22 protein-coding genes, 1 tRNA gene and 1 pseudogene are annotated in these 23,841 nt (G+C 58.0%); 15 read left to right on the forward strand and 9 right to left on the reverse strand.

Annotation, left to right across the window (positions count from 1 at the left end; all coding sequences use genetic code 11):
- Positions 1-28: 28 nt before the first annotated feature.
- Positions 29-2,278: a methyl-accepting chemotaxis protein gene (locus E2F50_RS21055; protein ID WP_133318158.1), complete on the reverse strand. Its 2,250-nt coding sequence runs from the start codon at positions 2,276-2,278 to the stop codon at positions 29-31.
- 357 nt (positions 2,279-2,635) lie between these two features.
- Positions 2,636-2,725 (reverse strand) — tRNA-Ser (locus E2F50_RS21060).
- 305 nt (positions 2,726-3,030) lie between these two features.
- On the opposite strand from E2F50_RS21060, the gene rplU reads away from it, so the two are divergent.
- The 14 genes from rplU (at position 3,031) to E2F50_RS21130 (ending at position 15,179) form a co-directional block, all read left to right on the forward strand.
- Positions 3,031-3,342, forward strand: coding sequence for a 50S ribosomal protein L21 (gene rplU / locus E2F50_RS21065; protein WP_133318159.1), 312 nt, complete (start codon positions 3,031-3,033; stop codon positions 3,340-3,342).
- Between the two features lie 30 nt (positions 3,343-3,372).
- Positions 3,373-3,642: a 50S ribosomal protein L27 gene (rpmA, locus tag E2F50_RS21070; RefSeq protein ID WP_133318160.1), complete on the forward strand. Its 270-nt coding sequence runs from the start codon at positions 3,373-3,375 to the stop codon at positions 3,640-3,642.
- 129 nt (positions 3,643-3,771) lie between these two features.
- Positions 3,772-4,419, forward strand: a complete 648-nt coding sequence (locus E2F50_RS21075; RefSeq protein WP_133318161.1) for a GNAT family N-acetyltransferase — start codon at positions 3,772-3,774, stop codon at positions 4,417-4,419.
- Positions 4,416-5,003, forward strand: coding sequence for a GNAT family N-acetyltransferase (locus tag E2F50_RS21080; RefSeq protein ID WP_245515528.1), 588 nt, complete (start codon positions 4,416-4,418; stop codon positions 5,001-5,003). Before E2F50_RS21075 ends, E2F50_RS21080 begins: the two co-directional genes overlap by 4 nt.
- Positions 5,004-5,198: 195 nt before the next feature.
- Positions 5,199-6,263 carry a GTPase ObgE gene (gene obgE, locus E2F50_RS21085; protein ID WP_133318163.1) on the forward strand — a complete coding sequence of 355 codons (1,065 nt, stop codon included), beginning with the start codon at positions 5,199-5,201 and terminating at the stop codon, positions 6,261-6,263.
- Entirely contained in the window at positions 6,260-7,438 is a 1,179-nt protein-coding gene (gene proB / locus E2F50_RS21090; protein ID WP_133318164.1) for a glutamate 5-kinase, read from the forward strand. The genes obgE and proB overlap by 4 nt, the downstream gene beginning before the upstream one ends.
- A complete protein-coding gene (locus tag E2F50_RS21095) occupies positions 7,431-8,714 on the forward strand; it encodes a glutamate-5-semialdehyde dehydrogenase (RefSeq protein WP_133318165.1) in 1,284 nt (427 codons plus the stop codon). The genes proB and E2F50_RS21095 overlap by 8 nt, the downstream gene beginning before the upstream one ends.
- A 63-nt stretch (positions 8,715-8,777) precedes the next feature.
- Entirely contained in the window at positions 8,778-9,350 is a 573-nt protein-coding gene (locus E2F50_RS21100) for a nicotinate-nucleotide adenylyltransferase (RefSeq protein WP_245515529.1), read from the forward strand.
- A 113-nt stretch (positions 9,351-9,463) separates the two neighbouring features.
- Complete coding sequence (gene rsfS, locus E2F50_RS21105) at positions 9,464-9,916, forward strand: ribosome silencing factor (RefSeq protein WP_133318166.1); 453 nt, start codon at positions 9,464-9,466, stop codon at positions 9,914-9,916.
- A 101-nt stretch (positions 9,917-10,017) separates the two neighbouring features.
- Entirely contained in the window at positions 10,018-10,500 is a 483-nt protein-coding gene (gene rlmH / locus E2F50_RS21110; RefSeq protein WP_133318167.1) for a 23S rRNA (pseudouridine(1915)-N(3))-methyltransferase RlmH, read from the forward strand.
- Between the two features lie 93 nt (positions 10,501-10,593).
- A complete protein-coding gene (locus E2F50_RS21115) occupies positions 10,594-12,024 on the forward strand; it encodes a murein hydrolase activator EnvC family protein (protein ID WP_133318168.1) in 1,431 nt (476 codons plus the stop codon).
- Positions 12,014-13,345 (forward strand): S41 family peptidase, encoded by a 1,332-nt coding sequence (locus E2F50_RS21120; RefSeq protein WP_133318169.1) that lies wholly within the window; start codon positions 12,014-12,016, stop codon positions 13,343-13,345. Before E2F50_RS21115 ends, E2F50_RS21120 begins: the two co-directional genes overlap by 11 nt.
- Before the next feature lie 80 nt (positions 13,346-13,425).
- On the forward strand, positions 13,426-14,646 hold the full coding sequence (locus tag E2F50_RS21125) for a divergent polysaccharide deacetylase family protein (RefSeq protein ID WP_133318170.1): 1,221 nt from the start codon (positions 13,426-13,428) through the stop codon (positions 14,644-14,646).
- A gap of 2 nt (positions 14,647-14,648) precedes the next feature.
- The gene (locus tag E2F50_RS21130; RefSeq protein WP_133318261.1) at positions 14,649-15,179 is read left to right on the forward strand and encodes an RNA pyrophosphohydrolase; all 531 of its coding nucleotides are present in this window, start codon (positions 14,649-14,651) and stop codon (positions 15,177-15,179) included.
- Between the two features lie 96 nt (positions 15,180-15,275).
- On the opposite strand, the gene bfr is transcribed toward E2F50_RS21130, so the two are convergent.
- From bfr to E2F50_RS23470, 5 genes and pseudogenes are all read right to left on the reverse strand, one after another.
- The gene (gene bfr / locus E2F50_RS21135) at positions 15,276-15,761 is read right to left on the reverse strand and encodes a bacterioferritin (RefSeq protein ID WP_133318171.1); all 486 of its coding nucleotides are present in this window, start codon (positions 15,759-15,761) and stop codon (positions 15,276-15,278) included.
- Positions 15,727-16,065 carry a (2Fe-2S)-binding protein gene (locus E2F50_RS21140; RefSeq protein ID WP_245515530.1) on the reverse strand — a complete coding sequence of 113 codons (339 nt, stop codon included), beginning with the start codon at positions 16,063-16,065 and terminating at the stop codon, positions 15,727-15,729. Before E2F50_RS21140 ends, bfr begins: the two co-directional genes overlap by 35 nt.
- Before the next feature lie 184 nt (positions 16,066-16,249).
- The gene (locus E2F50_RS21145; protein ID WP_133318172.1) at positions 16,250-19,684 is read right to left on the reverse strand and encodes an error-prone DNA polymerase; all 3,435 of its coding nucleotides are present in this window, start codon (positions 19,682-19,684) and stop codon (positions 16,250-16,252) included.
- Positions 19,681-21,101: pseudogene (locus E2F50_RS21150) on the reverse strand (Y-family DNA polymerase). The gene E2F50_RS21145 and the pseudogene E2F50_RS21150 overlap by 4 nt, the downstream one beginning before the upstream one ends.
- Positions 21,102-21,141: 40 nt before the next feature.
- A complete protein-coding gene (locus E2F50_RS23470; RefSeq protein ID WP_245515531.1) occupies positions 21,142-22,080 on the reverse strand; it encodes an ImuA family protein in 939 nt (312 codons plus the stop codon).
- Between the two features lie 172 nt (positions 22,081-22,252).
- On the opposite strand from E2F50_RS23470, the gene E2F50_RS21155 reads away from it, so the two are divergent.
- Positions 22,253-22,690 carry a metallopeptidase family protein gene (locus E2F50_RS21155; RefSeq protein ID WP_133318173.1) on the forward strand — a complete coding sequence of 146 codons (438 nt, stop codon included), beginning with the start codon at positions 22,253-22,255 and terminating at the stop codon, positions 22,688-22,690.
- 6 nt (positions 22,691-22,696) lie between these two features.
- On the opposite strand, the gene E2F50_RS21160 is transcribed toward E2F50_RS21155, so the two are convergent.
- Positions 22,697-22,903, reverse strand: a complete 207-nt coding sequence (locus tag E2F50_RS21160) for a DUF1737 domain-containing protein (protein ID WP_133318174.1) — start codon at positions 22,901-22,903, stop codon at positions 22,697-22,699.
- A complete protein-coding gene (locus E2F50_RS21165; RefSeq protein ID WP_133318175.1) occupies positions 22,900-23,802 on the reverse strand; it encodes an HpcH/HpaI aldolase/citrate lyase family protein in 903 nt (300 codons plus the stop codon). Before E2F50_RS21165 ends, E2F50_RS21160 begins: the two co-directional genes overlap by 4 nt.
- Positions 23,803-23,841 lie beyond the last annotated feature (39 nt).

Genomic DNA, 23,841 nt, shown 5'->3' on the forward strand with positions numbered 1-23,841 from the left:
CTGACGACTTTTTAGACCGCTTCTTGCGTTACGCGGCGTAGCGGGAGCTCGATTGGCGTAATGCACCGGCTGAATGACCGGCTCCGTGCATTTCGAAGCTTTCGAGCAGTTCCGACAGACGCGCGCTTTCCTGCGCCAGGTTGGCGCCAGCAGCGTTCATTTCTTCAACCATGGCCGCGTTTTGTTGGGTCATCTGATCCATGTGGTTGACGGAGGTGTTGATCTCCGAAAGACCGACAGCCTGTTCCTTGGCGGCAGTGGCGATCGCTTCCATGTGCTGGTTGATCGACGTCACGAGACCAGCGATTTCACCAAGCCCGGTTCCCGTATCGTTGACGAGGGTCACGCCTTGGGTCACGGCAGCTTCAGAGTTTCCGATCAGGAGCTTGATTTCTTTTGCCGCATTCGCGGAACGCTGGGCAAGCTCGCGGACTTCCTGGGCAACGACGGCAAAGCCCTTGCCCGCTTCTCCGGCGCGCGCCGCTTCCACACCGGCATTGAGCGCCAGAAGGTTGGTCTGGAAGGCAATCTCGTCGATCACGCCGATGATGTTGGTGATCTGGCTAGAGGCCATTTCGATCTTCTTCATCGCATCGACTGCGCTGGACACGACGTCGCTGGACGATGCGGCACGCGACCGGGCATGGCGCACCATTTCACGCGCTTCGTTGGCTCTTTCGGACGTTTGCCTGACATTGGTAGTGACTTCCTCCAGCGCGGCGGCGGTTTCCTCCAGCGAGGCGGCCTGCTGCTCCGTGCGCTTCGCCAACTGATCGGACGCCATCGAAATCTCGCCGCTGCCGCTGCGAACGCTCAATGCCGTTTGACTGACGCCCTCCAAGGCATCGCGAAGCTGGCGGACGGAGCTGTTGAAATCGTGGCGCAGGGATTCGAACTGCTCGCTGAAGACCTCGTTGATCTCGCAGACCAAGTTGCCCGACGCCAAGGCCTGCAAGCCGCGTGCGAGACCCGAAGTGGCTTTCGTCAGGCGCTCTTCGGCTTCCCGTTCGGCCTTTTCTTGAAAAACAGCTCGCTCCACTTCAGCTGTCTTCCGATTTTCCTCGGCCTGAATCTCCAGCGTTTTGTTGTGCAGCGCGGCTTCCTTGAAGATCTCAACCGCGCGGGCCATTTCGCCGATCTCATCCGAACGGCCGGATGCTGCAACAGCGACTGACAAGTCGCCGTCGGCAAGTCTGCGCATGATGTTCGTCAGTTCGGCGATCGGGTTGGCGATGCGGAAGATGACCATCAGGATGCCGGCGATGGAGAGAGATAGCGTGATCGCCATTGCAACGCCGTAGATCAGGATCGAGCGGGTCGAGGATGTGACGTGTGAAGCCGTGACGGCTGTCATCTGTTCAAGCGATTTGACGGCTATATCGGCAAGCGAGGCTTGAGCGGGCGCCGCCGGCTTACGCCATGCATCCACTGCCATGTCGATGGGCTGACTGGCCGCAAAAGCCTTCAGTGCAGCTGCTTTCTGCTCAGCGTAAGCTCCTCCGAAATAGGTGGTTTCAGCGACCTTATATTGTTCCTTGAGGGACGCGGGGACAGATGGCCCTTTGACGATTTGCGACACCAGATTCCAAGCAAAAGTGACCTTGCCATCCTGAACCGCAAGTTCGGAGAGCTTGGCGGCATTCAAAGGTTCCTTGGCGATGATAGCACCGACCAGTGTCGAGTTTGCCGAACCGCCATAGGTGCGCATGGACCAGCCGAGCGAACGAAGCTGCGTGAACATCATCAGCTGTGGATTGCGAGCCGCGATGACGACTTCCACCGCATTTGCCGATGCTTCAAGATTGGTCAGCATCTGGTCGGCATGTGCCAAGACCTCTTTGATCTGATCCGGATTGCGGCTAGCGACCGGTTTCTGAAATGCCGCATCGACCTGCACTCGCAAGGATACCCAGCGTGTATAGCCATCCATCAGCGGCGCAAGCGACCTGCCAAGATCCTCAGAGGCGATTTCGTTCGAAAGTGTCTTCACGGCAACGAAGGCCGGATCGACAGCCTTACGACCGTCTATGAGGTTCACGAGGCTCGATTGGATGTCCGCGGGCTCCAGCTTTGCGGCAGAGGACACCGCGCCGCGCTCACCGCGCAAACCAAGCAGCGCATCAAAAAGCCGAGCATCGAGCTGGGCCAATTGCGACAGTTCTGTTGAACTGCGATAAACGGCAACCTCCTGCATCAAAAGGCGCCCGACGAGGCCAATGACCGCTAAGCTTAGGGCGGCGAAAGCCAGAATGAGAGTATACTTGATCGATATTTTCATGTGTCCCTCGCAACATGCCCTCGACCAAAGCTTCATCTGCTAATGATTGGGTCATGCTATTTGAGGAACTTGTCATAAGAACATAAAGAGTCGATTAATCATCACGCCGCTGTAAAATCGCAGGTTGAGCTGAACCTCCACACTCTGGGCTTACATCATATATTGCCGCTTCAGAGGAGATGCTGCGGTATTTGCCTTGTGAAGGTTGAATGACACCGTCGCCTTGGAGCGGCTTCAGGCTTCATCCGAGTTCAAGCTGGAAGTGCCAGTAATCTGGTTACGGGATACGTTCAGGCTCTCGTTAGACAACTGCATGCTCCACGCAGTCGCGGAGATCCTTATGCCTCAAGTCCATCATGGCGGAGAGGGTGGGATTCGAACCCACGATACGGTTGCCCGTATGCCGCATTTCGAGTGCGGTGCTTTCGACCACTCAGCCACCTCTCCGCTTTGCTGGTCGGCGCATCTTGCAGCGCGGGCGTTCTCTTAGCGACGAAAGGCAATGCTGGCAAGCGCGAATATCAAAACCAGCCCGGCTTTTACCTTGACAGTTTTTCCTCTCTCACGTATCTCCGCACGCGATCAGGCGTGGAAAAGTTCCCGCGCCTCTTTTGTGTGGGTGACAACAAGCAGCCCGCGCAATTCACCGGCAGCCGTTTCGAAAGTTCGCCTTTCAGATCCTGCCAGAGCTCGACTGACAAAAAGACGGCCATCCTTCGGATAGAGCCGGAACGAACATGAAAGGATAAAAAATGTTCGCAGTCATTAAGACCGGCGGTAAGCAGTACTGCGTGGCAGCCAACGACGTGCTTACCATCGAAAAGCTGGAAGCCGATGCTGGTTCGGTTGTAGAATTCAACGAAGTCCTGGTTGTCGGCGTTGGCGCCGATGCCAAGTTCGGCGCCCCCTTTGTAGAAGGTGCGACCGTCAAGGCAGAAGTGGTCGAACATAACCGTGGCAAGAAGGTTCTTTCCTTCAAGAAGCGTCGCCGTCAGAATTCCAAGCGGATTCGCGGACATCGCCAGCATCACACGGTTGTCCGCATCACGGACATCCTCGGCTAATCAGGTTTCGAAGGTTTAAGGAGAACTCCAATGGCACATAAAAAAGCTGGCGGTTCCTCGCGCAACGGTCGCGATTCAAATTCCAAGCGCCTTGGCGTGAAGAAGTTCGGTGGCGAAGTCGTCATTCCGGGCAACATTATCGTGCGTCAGCGCGGCACGCAGTGGCATCCGGGCGCCAATGTCGGCCTCGGCAAGGACCACACTATTTTTGCGCTGACCGCAGGCAATGTGAATTACCGCACGAAGGCCAATGGCCGAGTGTACGTGTCCGTCATGCCGAAAGCCGAAGCAGCAGAATAAAACCGGTCAAGCGTTCTTAAGCAGCCGGTGTCACATCGACCCGGTTGAACGCGCAAGGTTCAGTCAGAAAAAGGGAAGATGGGACACCACCATCTTCCCTTTTTCTTTTTCCCAATAGGAGGACTGAACATGCAAGGCGAACTAATGCGGGCGAGCCAATCCCGGCCGCCAAAGGACCGGTCAGAAGACCGGTTAAGACCCGACAGGTCGAGAAGCGATTGCCCCGTCTTGTTATCGCAAAGACTTGTTCTGCGCGCACCCCACGAAGACGACATAGACGCACTTGCCCATCTCGCCAATAATGCGAACATCGCCACCATGGTGTCCCGCATGCCGCATCCTTATACGGCAAAAGACGCCGCCGACTTCGTGCGACGTACGAAAGCAGGCGAGATTGGCAAATGCGTCTATGCCATCACCGGAGGCGACAACGGTGCCTTTCTCGGTTGCTGCGCATTGGAGCCCCAGGAAGACGAGCATGCCCTGGAAATTGGCTATTGGCTAGGAGAACCCTTTTGGAACAAGGGCTATGCCACCGAGGCCGCCCACGTGCTGATCGACATGGCGTTCCGGACGCGCAACCAGATCGACCATATCGACGCCAGATGCCGGGTAACCAATGTTGCGTCGAAGCGGGTTATCCAGAAATGCGGCTTCCAGTTCCAGGGCACAGGCATGATCGAATGCTTGGCGGTCGGCGGCATGGTTGCCGTCGAATGGTTCCGGCTCGACCGCAAGACATGGATCTCGCTGCGAAGCTGGGGAGAGCTGAGATGAGAGCTGCCCTGTCGCACAAGACGGCTGCCGCAAGCGCCACGCCCGGCCCCTGCCCCGTGATCGCAACAAGGCGGCTGGTGCTTCGTCCGCATAGATTGGCGGATGCGGGCGCGATATCGGAATCGCTTGGCGATTTCCAGGTAACCCGGATGCTGGCACGCGTGCCGCAACCTTATCACCGCCAGGATGCTCTGGATTGGCTGGTACCGCAGGTTTCAGGCATCTTGCCCGATTGGACGCTGGCGATCACCTCCGGCGACGATACGCATATCGGCTTGGTCGGTATCGAACTCCGGCACGACCACTGGCATCTCGGCTACTGGTTGAACCGCTTCTATTGGGGAAAGGGTTACATGAGCGAGGCTGTCGCGGCGGCTCTGGAACGCTTCTTCCGACGCATGCCTCAAACGACGGTGTTTTCCGGCGCCTTTGCCGACAACCTTGCCTCGCTCCGGATCCAGAAGAAGCTTGGGTTCCGCATCATCGATGCCAACCAGATCTTCAGCCTGTCACGCAATGCCATGGCACCCCATGTGGAAACCATGCTCCTGCCGCAGGACCTGCGCGTGATCACGGGGCAGTGACCCATCAACAAGAGATCCGGCGGAACAGCCGCCGGATCTCTGTCACGACCTTGTCCATGCCAATGCCGTTTTGCGTGTTATAGCTGACGATGTTCATGATAGTCTTTGACCTGCGCCCTTACCGGCGATATCGAACTTACAAAGTGCTTCTGGGAATATCAGGAGCCCGATTGGCACAGGACTGACGGCAGCAAGATGAAGTTTCTCGACGAGGCAAAGGTCTACATACGTTCCGGCGACGGCGGTGCGGGCGCAGTCTCGTTCCGGCGGGAGAAATTCATCGAGTTCGGTGGTCCGGATGGTGGCGACGGCGGGCGCGGCGGCGATGTCTGGGTGGAAGCGGTCAATGGCCTCAACACGCTGATCGATTTCCGCTTCCAGCAGCATTTCAAGGCGAGCACCGGCGTGCATGGCATGGGCCGCAACCGCACCGGCGCCAATGGCTCGGATGTCACCCTGAAAGTGCCGGTGGGTACACAGATCTTCGAGGAAGATAATGAAACGCTGATCATCGACCTGACGAAGGAGGGCCAGAGGTTCCGGCTCGGCAAGGGCGGCAATGGCGGCTTTGGCAATACCCATTTCAAGAGCGCCACCAACCAGGCTCCCAATTGGGCCAATCCGGGCCTTGAGGGCGAAGAAAAGACCATCTGGCTGCGGCTCAAGCTGATTGCCGACGCAGGCTTGGTGGGATTGCCCAATGCGGGAAAATCGACATTCCTCGCCAGCGTCACGCGCGCCCGGCCGAAGATCGCCAACTACCCCTTTACGACCCTGCACCCAAACCTTGGTGTAGCGACCATCGACGGGCGTGAATTTGTCTTGGCGGATATTCCCGGACTGATCGAAGGCGCTCATGAAGGCGTCGGCATCGGTGACCGTTTTCTCGGCCACGTCGAACGCACCCGTGTCCTGCTGCACCTGGTTTCGGCGGTCGAGGAAAAAGTCGGCCATGCTTACAAGACGGTGAAGACCGAGCTTGAAGCCTATGGCGGCGGCTTGATCGATAAGCCCGTCATCGTTGCCCTGTCTCAGATCGACGTTCTCGATGAGAAAGACTTGAAGAAGAAGGCCAAGGAGCTGGAAAAAGCCAGCGGCCAGGTACCATACCTTATCTCCGCGGTGACGAATAAAGGCATGACCGAAGTCTTGCGCGCCCTGCGGGACGTCATCGTCGAAGCGAGTGGCAACAACGAAACCGCTCTTCCAGACCGCTCGACACCTATCGAGGAAGATTTTGTCGAGGACGACGACGAATGACGGCAGACCGCAAGCGTGTCGCCGACCATCGCCGCATCGTCATCAAGATCGGTTCGGCGCTGCTTGTGGACCGTCAAACGGGCCTCAAGGCAACTTGGCTGGAAGCCATCTGCGCTGACATTGCGGATTTGAGGGCCAAGGGCATAGACGTGCTGATAGTTTCCTCGGGCGCCATCGCCATGGGCCGGACGGTACTCGATCTGCCAGGCGGCGCCTTGAGACTTGAGGAAAGTCAGGCTGCAGCCGCGGTCGGCCAGATTGCGCTTGCTCGAGCGTGGTCGGAAAGCCTTTCCCGTAGCGGCATCGTCGCAGGCCAGATCCTTCTGACCCTTGGCGATACGGAAGAACGCCGCCGCTACCTCAATGCCCGGGCCACGATCAACCAGTTGCTGAAGATCGGCGCGGTGCCGATCATCAATGAGAACGATACGGTCGCGACCTCTGAGATTCGCTACGGCGACAATGATCGCCTGGCTGCTCGTGTTGCCACCATGACAGGCGCCGATCTGCTGATCCTGCTATCGGACATAGACGGGCTTTACACAGCTCCACCTCATCTTGATCCGGATGCGCGTTTCCTTGAGGTCATCCCAACCATCACGCCAGAAGTGGAAGACATGGCCGGCGGGGCAGCATCCGAGCTTTCTCGCGGCGGCATGCGAACTAAGATTGATGCCGGCAAGATCGCAACCGGCGCCGGCTGCGCTATGATTATTGCCTCAGGCAAGACGGATCATCCTTTACGCGCGATTGAACAAGGCGCGCGCTCCTCTTGGTTTGCACCGTCCGGGAACCCGGTGACGGCCCGCAAGACCTGGATTGCCGGGCAATTGCAACCTGCCGGCGAACTCCTGATCGACGAGGGTGCCGAAAAAGCGCTGTCGACGGGAAAGAGCCTGCTGCCGGCCGGGGTGCGTCGGATCGCTGGCCATTTCCATCGCGGTGACACCGTCGCTATCACCAGCACTGACGGCCGCGAAATCGCCCGCGGCCTCGCGAGCTACGATGCGGAGGAAGCCCGTCAGATTGCCGGGCGCAAATCCGGCGAGATCGAGGCGATCCTCGGCTATGCCGGCCGTGCGGCAATGGTCCATCGCGACGACATGGTAATGACCCGGTTTCTTCATCATGCGGCTGAACGCGACGATCGGAAAGAAAGTGCCAGCCATGGATGATATGCTCTCTGTGACCGATGACGTGACGGCCATCATGACCGAGATCGGGCGCAACGCCCGGGCGGCAGCGCGTGAACTGGCGACGGCTTCGGCTGAGGTCAAGAACACGGCCCTGCATGCCATGGCCGATGCTCTCTTGGCCAATAGTCGCGAGATTCTTGCCGCCAATGCCGTCGATCTTCAAAACGTTCAAGGCAAGGACCTCCTCCCTTCGTTTATTGACCGGCTGACCCTGACAGGGGGCGGCATTGCCGGAATGGCCTCAGCGCTACGGGAGATCGCAGAGCTCAAAGATCCAGTTGGAGACGTCATCGCCGCCTGGGAGCGGCCGAACGGATTGAAGATCGAGCGTGTGCGTACGCCGCTTGGCGTGATTGGCGTCATTTACGAAAGCCGGCCCAATGTCACGGCGGATGCCGGCGCCCTTTGCCTCAAAGCAGGCAATGCCGTGATCCTGCGCGGCGGATCCGATTCCACCAATTCATCGCAGGCGATCGGTGGGTGTTTGAAGGCTGGCTTGGAGATCGCCGGCCTTTCACAGTATGCGATCCAGATAGTGCCGACGACAGATCGGGCCGCCGTGGGCGCCATGCTCTCCGGCCTCGGTGGGGCAATCGACGTGATCGTGCCGCGTGGTGGAAAAAGCCTTGTGGCACGTGTTCAGAATGAAGCGCGTGTGCCGGTCTTTGCGCACCTTGAGGGGCTTTGCCATATCTACGTGGACACATCAGCCGAAATTGAAATGGCCAAGACGATCGTCGTCAATGCCAAGATGCGTCGTACCGGTGTCTGCGGCGCAGCCGAAACCCTTCTCATCGACAGTGCCGCAATCGGCAGCCATCTCATGCCGATCCTGGAGGCGCTGACCGATGCTGGCTGCGAAATCCGCGCTTCAGCCGCCGTTCTCAAAGTGGTCCCCGGGCTCATACCGGCGACTGAGGAGGATTGGCGGACCGAATATCTCGACGCGGTCATTTCCGTCGCCATTGTCGACGGCGTTTCCGGCGCGATCCGTCATATCAACACCTATTCCTCCAGCCATACGGAAGCAGTGCTCGCGGAGGATGCTCAGGTCGTGGCGCGCTTCTTCAACGAAATCGACTCGGCAATCCTGCTGCACAACGCCTCGACCCAGTTTGCCGATGGCGGAGAGTTTGGCATGGGTGGCGAGATCGGCATATCCACAGGCAAGATGCATGCCCGCGGCCCCGTCGGCGTCGAGCAGTTGACCTCCTTCAAATACCGGGTGCATGGCACCGGACAGATCCGGCCCTGATTTCACGTGGCGCAAGAGACCATCGACCGCCGATACCTAACCATGCCCCATGCGGAACGAGGCATGGCGGTCGGTCTGTTCGGCGGCTCCTTCAACCCTCCACATGAGGGGCACCTGCTCGTCGCAGAAATAGCCCTGCGCCGACTCGGCCTCGACCAGCTCTGGTGGATGGTCACGCCTGGAAACCCGCTGAAGAGCCGGCTGGAACTCGCGCCTTTGGCGGACCGCCTTGCAATGAGCGAAAAGCTCGTCCAGGACCCGCGGATCAAGATCACCGCTTTTGAAAGGACGCTTGAAACGTCCTACACCGCCGAAACGCTTGCCTTTGTCAAAGCCCGCAATCCGCATGTGAACTTCGTCTGGGTAATGGGCGCCGACAGCCTGAAGACTTTCCACCTTTGGCAGAAGTGGCGGGAAATCTTAAGCACATTTCCGCTCGCCGTTGTCGATCGCCCGGGATCCACCCTTTCGTTTCTATCATCGCCGATGGCGCGCGCCTTTGGCCATGCGCGCATCGACGAGGATGACGCTGGTGTGCTTTGGAAGAAGCAGGCGCCGGCCTGGACATTCATCCATGGGCCTCGTTCGGCGCTGAGCTCAACGGCGCTGCGAGCCAAGGCAGACTCAAAATCCTGAAAGCGGTCTTCTCCCATGCGGTTGTTGATGATCTTTTGTGCAGATCTCTTGAATCGGTAGCCGTTCAATGCCACCTTTAACCTGCGGCCGATCGTCGATCGGATTCGTGGTACGTGCATGTTGCTGTTACCTGGAAGAAAGGACAAACCCTGACAACAGTACACGCCAAGGGAAAGGCGATCTCCGTCCTCCCGCAGAGCCTGGAACGTGGCGCCGATGCCGCCGCCCGTGCTCTCGAACTGGTCCTCGCAAGTCTCGAGGATTCGAAAGCTGAAGATATCGCCACCATCAACATTGCCGGCAAGTCGGCGCTCGGAGACTACATGGTAGTCGTCTCCGGACGATCGAGCCGACATGTCATGGCGATCTGCGACCACCTAATTTCCGACCTCAAGGACGAAGGCTTGGGCACGGCCCGGGTCGAAGGCATGGAGACCGGCGACTGGGTGCTGATCGATACCGGTGACATTATCATCCATGTGTTCCGTCCTGAAATTCGCGAGTTCTACAACATCGAAAAGATGTGGGCGGCTCCGGATATCGAGGAAGGCGCACTGCTGCATTGACAGGTTCGGGCGCGTCCTGAACCGGTCCAGATGAGATCGAGTTGAAGGTTCGAGTGCGAACTCGGACCGTAATGCCCTGGTCTGCGAAAAATAGGTAGCACATGCGGGTCAGCCTTTTTGCCGTGGGACGGCTCAAAACCGGACCGGAAAAGGAGCTTGCCTCCCGTTATCTCGATCGCTTTGCCAAAGCAGGTCCTGCCACTGGGCTGGAATTGTCGCGCGTCGTGGAAATCGCTGAAAGCCGCGCGGCCAATCCCCAGACGCGCAAGAAGGAAGAAGGTTCGGCGCTGGAGAAGTCTCTGCCAGACAGCGCGATCCTGGTCCTACTCGACGAACAGGGCAAATCGCTGTCAAGCGAAGCCTTTGCCGCCATGATCGGCGGCTATCGCGACAATGGCAAACGGGATCTGATGCTTGCCATCGGCGGCGCCGACGGGCTTGATCCTGATCTATACGATCGCGCTCACATGGTTCTTAACCTCGGATCCATGACCTGGCCCCATCAGGTCGTCCGGATTTTGATCGCCGAGCAGCTTTATCGGGCTGTCACCATTCTTTCAGGCCATCCTTATCACCGCGTCTAAACGTTTCGTTTACCGTGGAACACGATGTTGTTTCTAGCTTTCGGTGACAAATCAGCATAGGATTTGGGCGATCCGGAGGACATCGGAGCTTTGATGGCAATTGGGCAAACGACGGCCGGCAAGCGGGCGCTGCTTCCTTTCACGGCAGCATGTTTGGGCTTTATCTGCCTTGCCCCAGCGCCCTTGTCTCACGTCGCGCTCGCTCAACAACAAGCTGCGCCGGGCATGCCGGGATCTCCGCCTCTTGTAATGCCGCCGGCGACGGATCCGACTGCAGAGCTGCAGAGCAAGCGAAACGAGACCCGCGGCGAACTGGAGGTGCTGGCCAAGAGCATGAGCCTCTCCGCCGAGAGGGCCTCCTCCATCGAACAAAGTATTGCGCAGATCAAGAAGACTTCCGCCGACCTGCGGCAGGCGCTGATCGCTTCGGCTGCTCGCCGCAAGGATCTGCAGACAAAAATTCTGGTAAGCGAGGAAAAGCTCGCCGAGCTGAAGGTCGGCGAAGCGGATATCCGGACGTCGCTCCGTAGCCGGCGAGCCGTGCTGGCCGAGGTCCTTGCCGCCCTGGAACGCATGGGTCGTAATCCGCCACCGGCTTTGCTGGTCAAACCGGAAGATGCACTTGCTTCCGTACGCAGCGCTATTCTTCTTGGAGCCGTGGTGCCGGGAATGCGCACGGAGGCGGATAAGCTGGTTGCCGACCTTCAGTCCCTCGCGGCCTTACAGGCTGCAGCACTCGAGGAGAAGGCATCGGTCAGCCAAACGATCGCTGCAGGTATCGAGGAAGAGCAGCGCATGAACCTGCTGCTGGCTGAAAACGATAAGGTGAACAACCAGAACCAGCAGGATCTGCTGGCGGAACGGCGGCGTTCCGAGCAATTGGCAGGCCAGGCGTCTTCTTTGCAGGACCTCATCCGGTCGCTGGAAGGTCAAATATCCTCTGTACGCGAAGGCATAGACCAGGCCCGCGCAGAAGAAGAAAGACGGAGACTTCTTTCGGAAGCAGAACGGGAAAAAGCCAAGCAACTTGCCGAAAGCGGTGTGCCTGACAAAAACCGTATTGCGCCCGCATACGCGTTTTCAAGCCTGAAGCAGAAGCTGGAACTTCCGCTCGCTGGCGATGTCTTGCGTGCGTTCGGGGACGCCGACGGCACGGGGCATCCGGCGAGAGGCATGACGGTTGCCTCCAATGCAGGGGCCGTTGTGACGGCACCCGCCGACGGCCTTGTTGTTTTCGCCGGCGCCTTCCGAAGCTATGGGCAAATGATCATCCTCAATGCCGGCGATGGATACCATCTGGTTTTGGCCGGTATGGATGTAGTGAATGCACGGCAAGGAAAATTCGTCTTTGCAGGCGAGCCGATTGCCGTGATGGGTGAGAAAAGAGTAGCAAGCGCAACTGCGTTGGCGCTGGAAACGGATCGTCCGACGCTTTACATTGAATTTCGAAAAGACGGCACCCCGGTTGATTCCAGACCATGGTGGACCGCGAAAGAAACTGGAAGGGCACGAAATGATTCGTAGGGCTTCTCTTGTCATCGTGGGTGCACTCTTGGGTGCCACGGCGATGAGCGTCATCTATTCAGCCGGTGTGCCGGCACAGGCCGCAGGGGCTTCCACTTACAGGGAGCTGTCGATCTTCGGTGATGTGTTTGAACGGGTTCGTGCCCAGTATGTGACGCCGCCGGACGAAGAGAAGCTGGTCGAGAATGCCATCAATGGCATGCTGACCTCGCTTGATCCGCATTCCAGTTTCATGAATTCCAGAGATGCTGAAGACATGCGCACGCAGACGCGTGGCGAGTTCGGCGGTCTTGGCATTGAAGTGACAATGGAAAACGAGCTCGTCAAGGTCATCGCGCCGATCGACGACACGCCTGCCGCCCGGGCCGGGATCTTGGCCGGCGACTTCATCTCCGAGATCGACGGACAGCCGGTGCGTGGCCTGAAGCTCGAGGAAGCTGTCGAAAAGATGCGGGGCGGCGTGAAGACGCCGATCAAGCTGACCGTTATCCGCCAGGGTGCCGACAAGCCTCTTGAGATCACCGTCGTTCGTGACATCATTGCTGTTCGTGCGGTTAAGTCGCGCGTCGAAGGCGGCGATATCGGCTATCTCCGCGTCATTTCCTTCACCGAAAAGACCTATGATGACCTGGAAAAGGCCATCAAGAAGATCAAGGCCGATGTCCCGGCCGACAAGCTGAAGGGCTATGTCCTCGACCTGCGGCTCAATCCAGGTGGCCTCCTGGATCAGGCAATCAATGTTTCGGATGCATTTCTCCAGCGCGGTGAAGTGGTCTCGACACGCGGACGCAATGCCGAGGAAACCCGTCGCTTCAATGCCGGTCCTGGGGATCTGACGGACGGAAAGCCGGTGATCGTGCTTGTAAACGGTGGTTCCGCCTCAGCGTCGGAAATCGTTGCGGGCGCTCTGCAGGATTTGAAGCGCGCGACCGTGGTTGGAACGCGCTCCTTCGGCAAGGGATCGGTTCAGACCATCATCCCGCTTGGCGATGCAGGCGCCTTGCGTCTGACCACAGCGCTGTACTACACGCCGTCGGGCAAATCGATCCAGGGCACGGGCATCCAGCCCGACATCAAGGTCGAGCAGCCGCTACCGCCGGAACTGCAGGGCAAGATCAAGGCTGAAGGCGAATCTGGTCTTCGCGGCCATATCCAGGGCGCTGCCGAGACCGACGAAGGTTCGGGTTCCGCAGCTTATGTACCGCCGGAAACCAAGGATGACATCCAGCTGAACTATGCAATGGATTTGCTCCATGGCGTAAAAACGGATCCGTCCTATCCAGCAAATCCTGACAAGGCGGCTGCAGCGATCAAGAAATAACGCAATACCGGCCAGAGCAACCGTGATACGTAATGCTCTGGCTGGTTTCATTCCCTAGAGACTGCAATTCGGAACTTGATTTGGGCACCGATCTCCACGCACCGCTTGGACGGGACCGGCCGGCTGAACGGCGTCGGGCAAGGAGATGGCCGGTATCTACCTTTTTCGCATGCCTCGGCATTGCCGGGATTTCAGCGCTTTCATTTTACGCCATGCGCGGCGACGACGCTCTGCGTCAGGTTGCCCCAATACCGGCACCGGACGAGCAAAAGCCGCCTGACGAAGCCTCGGCATCTAGCGACAACCAGACGGCAGGCGCTTCTGACGACAAGACTATTTCAAGGTCGAACCCGAATTCCGGCGCTCATGTGGAGCGAACTGTCACCGACGACGGGTCCATCGTCACCAAATACACGCCGCGACAGCGGGATGGCGCAGGGCCGGTTTTAATTGACGCGCAAGGGATTGGTCAGGATCCCCGCATAGCGGCTCAACCCAATGAAGCTTTGCTGGAAGACACACCAAACGGGAAGTTACCGATCATAGGTGCCGACGGAATGCGGCCTATGGATCATTATGCGCGGCCCTGGTCTGGCGCCCGCGGAACCCGTATCGCGATCGTGGTTGGGGGACTGGGCCTCAGCCAGACAGGCACGCAACGCGCCGTGCAGCAATTGCCTCCGTCCATCACGCTTGGCTTTGCATCCACCGGGAACAGCCTTCAGCGATGGATGCAGGAAGCAAGGCGAACCGGCCATGAAATCTTGCTTCAGGTGCCTTTCGAACCTTTCGACTATCCCGCCAACGATCCGGGTCCCGCCACCTTACTGACCGCAAGTTCGGCGAAGGACAATCTGACCCGCCTGCACGAGGCGATGGGTCGCATCACCAACTATACCGGCATCATGAACTACCAAGGCGGACGTTATCTGGCAGACATGAAGGCTCTGGAGCCCGTTCTGCGTGATATCGGCAAGCGGGGCTTGCTGTTTCTCGATGACGGCAGTTCGGCTCAATCGAAAAGCGGAACGATTGCCGACGCCGTCAACCTCCCGCATTCCTTCGCAGACATGACGCTCGACGGACAGATGCAGACCAGTGAAATCCTGAAGAAACTCGATGAACTGGAGCGGATTGCCGACCGCCGCGGCACCGCGATCGGTGTTGCCTCTGCTTTCGATGAAAGCGTTGCTGCGATAAAGCAATGGAGCGAGGAGGCTTCCCAACGCGGTATCGAAATCGTTGGTGTCTCCGCTCTGGCTCGTGAAAGCCTCAAGGCTGCCGATGGAGGATCGAGGTGACGATGAAGAAAGCTCTGCCGATGAAGGCTGAAGATTTGCCCTATCGCCCCTGCGTCGGCGTCATGGTCCTGAACAGCGAAGGTCTCGTCTGGGCGGGACGGCGCATCAGCGAAGGCAATTCAGAATATGACGGCTCCCCGCAGCTATGGCAGATGCCGCAAGGGGGCATCGACAAGGGCGAAGATCCGTTGAAGGCGGCTTACCGGGAGCTTTACGAGGAAACCGGTATTCGGTCTGTGTCGCTCCTGGCGCAATCGCGCGACTGGATCAACTACGATCTGCCTGCGCACCTGATCGGCATCGGGTTAAAAGGAAAATATCGCGGACAGACCCAGCGCTGGTTCGCTTTCCGCTTCGAAGGAGATGAAAGCGAGATTGCAATCAATCCGCCGCCGGGCGGCCATGAAGCAGAGTTCGATGCGTGGGAGTGGAAGCCAATGACTGCGCTTCCGGGTCTCATCGTGCCGTTCAAGCGCGCGGTCTATGATCAGGTGGTAAACGAATTCGCACATCTGGCAAAGCCGGTAAGCTGAGGCTTATCTCTTGCGCCTGGGGCGTCCTAGGGGTTTTCTCGTCAACTCAAGGTATTTGAAAGCCCGCGGAGTAATTCCGCGGGCTTTAGGGTATGGTTATTCTGCCGAGTCGGCGGATTCAGCGTTGAGCTGCCCGTAACGCTCTTCGCCGATCTTTGCGAGGAGATCCAGCTGGGTTTCGAGGAAGTCGATATGACCTTCCTCATCCATCAGGAGCTGTTCGAAAAGCTTCATGGAGACATAGTCTCCGGCGGCATGACAGATATCACGCGAGGCTTTGTAAGCCGTACGGGCATCGTATTCCCCGGCCAGGTCGGCTTCCAGAACTTCCTTGACATTCTGGCCAATGCGCAGCGGCGCAAGGGTCTGAAGGTTGGGATGGCCTTCCAGGAAGATGATGCGATCGATGAGACGATCCGCATGATGCATTTCCTCGATCGACTCCGCCCGCTCCTTCTTTGCAAGCTTCGTATAGCCCCAGTCAGCCAGCAACCGGTAATGCAACCAGTACTGATTAACGGCGCCGAGCTCGAGGAATAGTGCCTCGTTAAGCCGCTCGATGACCTTTAAGTCGCCTTTCAATGTCCGCTCTCCTGTTTTCCTCGTGGAATTCTTTCAGGCGGGACATATAAACGACAACCTCAGCTTCCGTCGAGTGTCGATGGGCGTGATATTCCTCGGTTGTACGGATAATCAAGTCGACGACATTGGGAAAGCATCCGCAGCAGCGGCCACGCTTGGCCATGGCGTGATACACTTTGACCGGAACAATCAATTGCCAACAGTCCTCATCCAGAAGCTGGATGATCGTGTCGCGGATTTCCTTATCAGTAATGTAATTGCAGCTACAAACCAGCATTCTCGGACGATCCGGAAAGATGAGCATTGGTATCCCCTTTTTTAGAAAGGAGACCGGTTCTGTCAAGAAAAAATCGCATGCCACGGTTCACGGCTTGATGAGCGAGACAGGATGTCGCGCCCGGGACGGGTCTCAGCCGTTCAGAAATTCCATGAGACAGAAGCTGACATGGATTGAAGCCTGCTTTTCATCTCCGGCTCCGCGCGACGCATCAGTGGAAGTTTCGGCCCTTCGGCATGACCTGCCCTGGTTGTTGATCCGATAGGAGATCCAAAGTGTCTGTAGGCTGTGGCCGGGCAGCCTCGGCCGGTCGCCGGCGCTCCGGTCGCCAGGAACCGCCGCCGCTTTGCAGTGTCTCATCCGAGCGCGGCGATGCTGCAAAGCGTCGGGCTTCCTTTTGCAACAGGCCCAGCATCGACGTGATGTCTTCGATATGCTCTACGACCGTATGGACCACACCACTCTGGCTCTGCAGCCGGCCGCGGATCTTAACGAGGCGCGCGCCCATCACCACGGGCCGGTATTGTTCAAAGATCTTCGGCCAGACGATGGCGTTTGCCACTCCCGTTTCGTCTTCCAAAGTCATGAAGATGACGCCCCGGGCAGATCCTGGCCTTTGGCGGACGAGAACTAGGCCGCCGATCGTAACCCTCTGCCCATTGGCGATCGTCAGCAAGTTAACGCTGCGGGTAATCCCCATAGCTTCCATTTCCGGGCGCAAGAAGGAAACCGGGTGCCCCTTCAGCGACAAGGAAAGATAGCGATAATCCTCAATCACCTCTTCTCCCGGCAGCATCATGGGCAACTCGGCCTTTGCTTCGGGCCTGAGATCAGAGCCAGACGCGGCGTCGAAGAGCGTCGGATTGTCGGTTTTGGCCTTGATATCCAGGCCACGCACTGCCCAGAGCGCCTCACGCCGCGATAGCCCCATGCTGCCGAAGCTATCCGCATCGGCCAGCCGCTCGAGATCCAATTTGTCGAGGCCCGATCGGATCCAGAGATCATGCACGGAGCTGTATCCGAGCTGACGATTGGCAATCAGCCTCCCAACCACATCTTTTTCGGCCAAGCCCTTGATCTGCCGAAAACCCAGACGCACCGCATGAGAGGTCCTGATGACGTCCCGCATGGAGCCGTGGCGCCTGTCGATCATCCTTGCGTCGAAGGGTGCCTGTTCCAGTGTGCAGTCCCAATCGGAGTGGTTGATGTCGACCGGCAGGATCATTGTGCCATGCTCACGCGCATCGCGGATCAGCTGTGCCGGAGCATAGAACCCCATGGGCTGGGAGTTCAGAAGGGCGGCGCAGAATATATCGGGATAATAGGTCTTGATCCAGGATGAGGCATAGACGAGGAGGGCAAAGGAGGCCGCATGGCTTTCCGGAAAGCCATATTCGGCAAAGCCTTCGATCTGACTGAAACATTGCTTGGCAAAATTTTCCTGGTAGCCATTGTCCAGCATGCCCTTGATGAAATCGAGCCTGAACTCATTGACGCGACCGGAGCGCTTGAACGTGGCCATGGAGCGACGCAGCCGGTCGGCTTTTTCAGGAGGAAAGCCTGCACCGGTGATAGCGATCTGCATCGCCTGCTCCTGAAACAGCGGAACACCGAACGTTCGCTCCAGCACATCCTTCAGTTCCGGCTTCTCATACCTGATTTTTCCGCCCTTGTTCCGGATCTCCCGACGCTTGAGATAGGGATGGACCATATCACCCTGGATCGGGCCGGGCCGCACGATCGCGACCTCGATGACAAGATCATAGAACTCTCGTGGCCTCAGCCTTGGCAACATGCTCATCTGTGCCCGGCTTTCGATCTGGAAGACGCCCACTGTGTCTGCGCGGCAGATCATGTCATAGACATTCTGGTCCTTGTGCTTCTGCATGAGACTGTCCAGTGTCTCTTCCCGGCCGTAGTGAAGCCGCATCATCTCGAACGCCTTTCTGAGACAGGTCAGCATGCCGAGTGCGAGGACATCGATCTTCAGCAGGTTCAGCGTATCGAGATCATCCTTGTCCCACTCGATCATGTAGCGCCCGGGCATGGCGGTTTTCATGATCGGCACCACTTCGTCGAGGCGGTCGCGGGTGATCAGGAAGCCACCCACATGCTGGGTCAGATGGCGGGGGAATCCCATCAACTGCTTGGCATGGGCAATGACCTTGCTTGTCAGGGGATCGGAGATATCGAGACCCGCGACCTTGGCCTCGCGTTCGGAAAGGCCATCCTCGGACCAGCCCCAGACGGTGCTCGAAAGGGCAGCCTGCACATCTTCGGAAAGACCGAATGCCTTGGCCACTTCACGGCCGGCCATACGCGTTCGGTAGCTGGTGACGGCCGCCGTCAGTCCCGCATGCCGATAGCCGTAATGCTCATAGATATACTGAATAACCTCTTCCCGCCGCGCATGCTCGAAATCCACATCGATATCGGGCGGTTCATTGCGCTCCGTCGAGATGAAGCGAGCGAAGAGCAGCTTGGTCGAGGTCGGATCGACAGAGGTAATGCCGAGACAATAGCAGACGGTCGAATTTGCAGCCGATCCCCGCCCTTGGCACAGGATCTTCAGCACATGGCGAGCATGCCAGACGATATGGCGGACCGTCAGGAAATAGGGTTCATAGCCCATCTCCTCGATGAGATCGAGTTCATACCGGATCTGGCTTGAGACCTCGGCGGGTATTTCATCCGGATACCGGTCTGCCGCCCCTTGCCATGTCAGCCGCTCCAGGGTTTGGGAGACCGTCTCCCCTGCAATGCTTTCATCCGGATAATTATGGCTGATCTCCTCAAGCGAAAACTGCAGCCGCTTGAAGAATCGCTCTGTATTGGCGATGGCATCGGGATAATGTTTGAAGAGACGCGCCATCTCCGCTGCATTCTTGATGTGCCGCTCTCCATTCGGCGCTAAACGAAAACCTGCTTCCTGGATTGTTACATGTTCGCGGATGGCAGTGACGACATCCGATAAGGAACGTCGCCCAGGAAGGTGAAAGAGCGGCAAATTGGTTGCGATCAGCGGCAGGCGGTTGCGCCTGGCCAAATGAGCGAAGCTTGCAAAAACAAAACTGTCGCGGCCGTCATAGGTTGGCGCCAGCGCGAGATAGATATCCTTGCGGAAGCGTTTTCGATAACGGTCCAGTTGCTTATCCAGCAAGGCCAGATAACTGCCATCCTCCGCCCGGCCTGGATCCGGCAATAGGGCAAGCATCATCTCGTCGCCCCATTCCAGAAAATCCCATTCCTCCAGGAGACAGGAGCCTTTTTCCGTCCTCAGATTTCCCCGGCTCAAAAGGCGGCAAAGATTAGCCCAGCCTTTCCGGTTGCGGGGATAGGCCAGGACATCCGGCGTATCGTCGGAAAAGACCAGCCGCGCTCCTGGATGAAACGCGCATGCGGGGAAAGCTTCCTCCTCGTCTTGCCCCCTGCCCTTTTGTTGCTGGCGCTCCCAAGCCTCCTTCATCTGGCGGACCTGATTATGGGCGCGAACAACCCCGGCCACGGAATTGCTGTCGGCAACGCCCAAGCCGGCAAGGCCGAGGACACTTGCGGCGACAATCATCTCTTCAGGTCTTGCAGCCCCCTCCAGGAAGGAGAAGTTGGTCTTGGCACCGATCTCGTAAAAACTTGGTACGTCGCTCATGCGAAGATACCATGAACCCGCCAGGCTGGAGCTGGATTACCGCGATTGTAATGGCCTTTGCGGAACACCCAAAACCTGCGGCCAGCTTCGCTTTCCAGGCGAAAATAATCCCGCTCTTCCACATCCTTCTCATCAAGCCACCATTCGGGCGAAATCCGTTCCGGGCCCTCGGCACGCACGACTTCATGAACAATCCGGCGCCAGCGAAAACGCTGCGGAGGCCCGTCCGGCACGGTTGCGGCAAAGGCCTCCATGGGTTCGGGATAACGGAGAGCCGCAATGGCCGGCTGGTCTTCGGCAGGAAGGCAAAAATCTCGTCGACCTTTTGCTTTACCGTCCAGAATGCAATGGCCGGCATGAAGACTTCCGCACGTTCGGGAATATGGCTTTGCCGCAGTTCGGCCACCTGCAAACAATCTGCACCCAAGCGGGCGGAAACCCGATCAACGAAATCCGCAAGCGAAACCGTGCTCTGGTGTTGGCCGGTAAAATCATTTTGGGACGCTTTGAATGCCTCGTGCTGCAGCACGTTGAGCCGCAGAAGCTCGAATCCGTAACCGGCATCCAGATCATCCTGCACAGCGCTCAGACGTTCGGAAAACAGGCCAGCGATGCGTTTCGGATCCCGCAAGGGCTGTGAGGCGCCGGCACGGATGCGAAAAACCCGACCGTCGACCCGAAACAGCACCAGTTCAAATATGCGCCCTCCGGCCCCACGCTTTTCCAGTCCGGAGGTCAGAGAAGCGGCGATCTGGCCTGTGAGATGAAGGATGTGCTCTTCCGCCTCGACCGGTTCGGCAAGACGTCGCTCGGCTGAAAGGGCAGCAACTGGACGCCGGGGTGAAATTGCCTCCTCATTGGCTCCCAAGGCCTGATCAAGCCGAAGCAGGAGATAGGCGCCAAACCGGCGTGCCAAAGGTGCGCGAGGCAGACGTAATAGGTCTGTAACACGCTTCAAGCCCAGCTTATGAAGCGAAGAAATGGTTGTTTCATCGACGCGAAGGGCATCCACCGGCAGCGGCGCCAGCACGTCCTGCGTCTTATCTTCGGCAATCACTCCGCCCGGGCCGTACCGACAGGCTGCCCAGGACAGGCCGGGCGAGGAGGAAATAGCGCCCCGGGCATCGAACCCCATCTGGAGCAGCCTATCCAGCACTTCCTTCAGCAAAGCATCTTCACCACCAAACAGGTGTGCACAGCCACTGATATCGAGAAACAATCCGTCACGACCATCCAGGGCCACAAGCGGCGTATAGCGATCGCACCAGTCTGCAATGGCTTCAAGAAGCACGAGGTCAGCGGCTTCGTCCTCCTCCACCACATCAATTTTTGGATACATGGCGCGCGCCTCCGCCAAGCCCTGTCCCCGCTTCAGGCCCAGACCCTCCGCCGGCTCGTCCAGCGCGGTCAGCCGCATAGCATTGGCGCGCCGTCCGGCACAAAGGATCGGCGGGTGCTCAGGACGCTCTTTCAAACGCCAAGACAGTCCCCATAGCCGGCGGGCGATCCTGTCTGTCGGCAAGTGCAGGAATGCCAGCGCCAGAATGCGCTGCCGGCTTGGGGCGAGAGAAAGCCTCTCCTGTTTGGCGGACGAGGGAAAATTGACGGTCACGGCTGTTCCACTCCAGAAGAAAGGAGAGCGGAGCCGGGTTGCGGCTCTTCTCCAGGGTGAGTCGGAAAACAGGATGGCCGATGCTGCCGCCAAGCACGGATCCATCCAAAAGACGCCGCTCGGAAGCCGGCGCCGGTTCGGCAAGAAAGCGGAGAAGAGCACTACTCGCCTCTTCCTCCGCCGCATGCCGCAGAATGAAAAGCGGCCGCCCCGCCGCCTTCGTCCTGAGGCTCAGTCTTCGGCTTTCGGTAAGGCCGAAATGTTTGAGATTGCCGCGGATTTCCAGGATGGTTGCGGAAATTGCCCCGCTGGCGACCGCCGCTTCCGCAATCCACAAGGCATCTTCGAGCTTGCGAGGCGAAGCGAAGAGAACATCCCTTGTCTCCAAGCCAAATTGCCGCAAACCACAGGCGTTGGGAATGCCCGCTTCCTGCGTCGCAAAGACGTCGCTGATCCATAGAAGCGGTGCTTCGCCGGTATCTTTTGCTTTGATATAAGCGGCCAGCGAAAGAACAAATCCGCTTGCCGCACCGGCATCTCCCATAAGGAGGCTTCGGATCTCGGTCAGGGCGTCGAGCGGCAAGCCACCTTCCAAAGCGTCATCCATGGACGCGATGCCAAATGGAAGACGAGAATGGAGGGACTTGGCTTCCTGCCCTTCAGGAACGATAGCCGACCTTGCTTGCTCTGCGGCAGCAAGCGCCGGTACAGGCTTTCCTTCCAATCTGGCGATCTGTTCGCGCAGGGCAAAAAGCGTCTCCTGCGCCGTGGCACCAGGGGCCATGGCGTCAGCTCCATTCTTATATGTTCACTTTATGTTCCTATGAATTCCAGAGGCCGCCAAAAGAGTCAACAGCCGCTCCAAAGGAATCTTTTCCTTCAGCGATAGCGCAATGATTCTTCTCTCGAAAAAAATCGCTGCAGGTACTATATGGGCGTGACCGGAAGGAGAGCCCATGGCCCGCAGTGACCAGACCAATGATTGGCAGGATCGTCATGCGCCGACGATCAGCACGTTTGAATCACTGGCCATCGAAGCTTATGGTCATTTGCCAGAAGAATTTCGGGCTTTAACCGCTAACCTGACCATTGAAGTCGAAGATTTTCCGGATGACGACGTCTTCGAAGACATGGCGCTTGAAACGCCCTTCGATCTGCTCGGCCTTTTTGAAGGCAAGGGTATCTCGGAACGGTTCACAGTCGAAACAGGCGAACTGCCTAATCGTATCAGGCTTTATCGCCGCCCCATCCTTGATTACTGGGCAGAAAACGAGGAAACGCTCGGCGACATCATCACCCATGTCCTGATCCATGAGATCGGCCATCATTTCGGCCTGAGCGACGACGACATGGAGCGTATCGAGGCCAGCGCCGAAGAGGCCGCCCAGCGCTAGTCCGGCTTATTGCTCGCCAAGCTTCATGCTTGGATCATAATCCTTGCCATCCACCGTTTTCGTCACCGCCTGGCCGCAGTACATCTTGTTCTCCGCCTGGTTGAAGGAGAGGCTTGGAGTGCCGTGCAATTCCCAACCCTTGTTCAGGGCATCTGATACCCGGTGGCAAAAGCTGGCATCATCCGGTCCGGTCAGGAAGCGGTATAGTTTCATGAGGATTTCCTTTCTCGTTTGGCGATGAACGCGGCTTCGGCAAGCAGCTTTTCCGCCTCAGTCAGATGCAGCCGCTCCACCATTTTTCCGTTCAGATTGATGACATTGAGATTTTGCGCCTCCGACTGCGAAAAAGCTGCGACGATCTCCTGCGCCTCCTTTACAGCCTGCACAGACGGGCCGAAATGACGATTGGCCGGCTCGATCTGGTTTGGATGGATCAGCATCTTTCCCGAAAATCCCATAGCCCGGCCTTGGGCACATTCGGCATCGAAAGCATCGCTGTCCTTGAAGTCGTTGAAGACGCTATCAATGACGACCAAACCATGGGCGCGGCCGACAAGCAGTATCTGCATCAACCATGGAATGAGATGAGAGCGGCCGGGCTCCGGAAGCACTCCCGTTGCTTTGCGCATATCATTGAGCCCGACCACGAAGCATTGAAGCCGCTCGTCCGCTATAGCAATCGCTGCAGCGTTGAGAATGCCCTTGGGCGTCTCGATCATCGCCCAGATGGCGACATCCTTCGTCAGCCCGGCATTCGACAGTATATCCGCCACCGCCTGGACATCGGAAGCCTGCTCGACCTTCGGGATCAGCACCGCAGCCGGCAGGACTTCAATCACCAAATCTAGGTCTGCCTTGCCGTAATCCGAATCAAGCGGATTGATCCGAATAACGGCTAAGGTTTCCTTGAGCGGATTTTCCCGGAAAAGTTGGCGCAGGTTATCTCGGGCGTTGACCTTCTTGTCTGGAGCGACCGAATCCTCAAGATCGAAGATCACGGCATCACAATCCAGATCATGAACCTTTTCCAAGGCCCGCGTGTTAATCGACGGTACACTAAGAACTGAGCGGCGGAGATGAACGGGCACGGAATTGATATCGGTCAAAGCCATTATCGCAACTTTGTGACAATCTTTTTATCCGCCGGCAAT

Origin of the sequence: Rhizobium deserti (genome assembly GCF_004358025.1) — a bacterium.
Taxonomy (GTDB): Bacteria; Pseudomonadota; Alphaproteobacteria; order Rhizobiales; family Rhizobiaceae; genus Neorhizobium; species Neorhizobium deserti.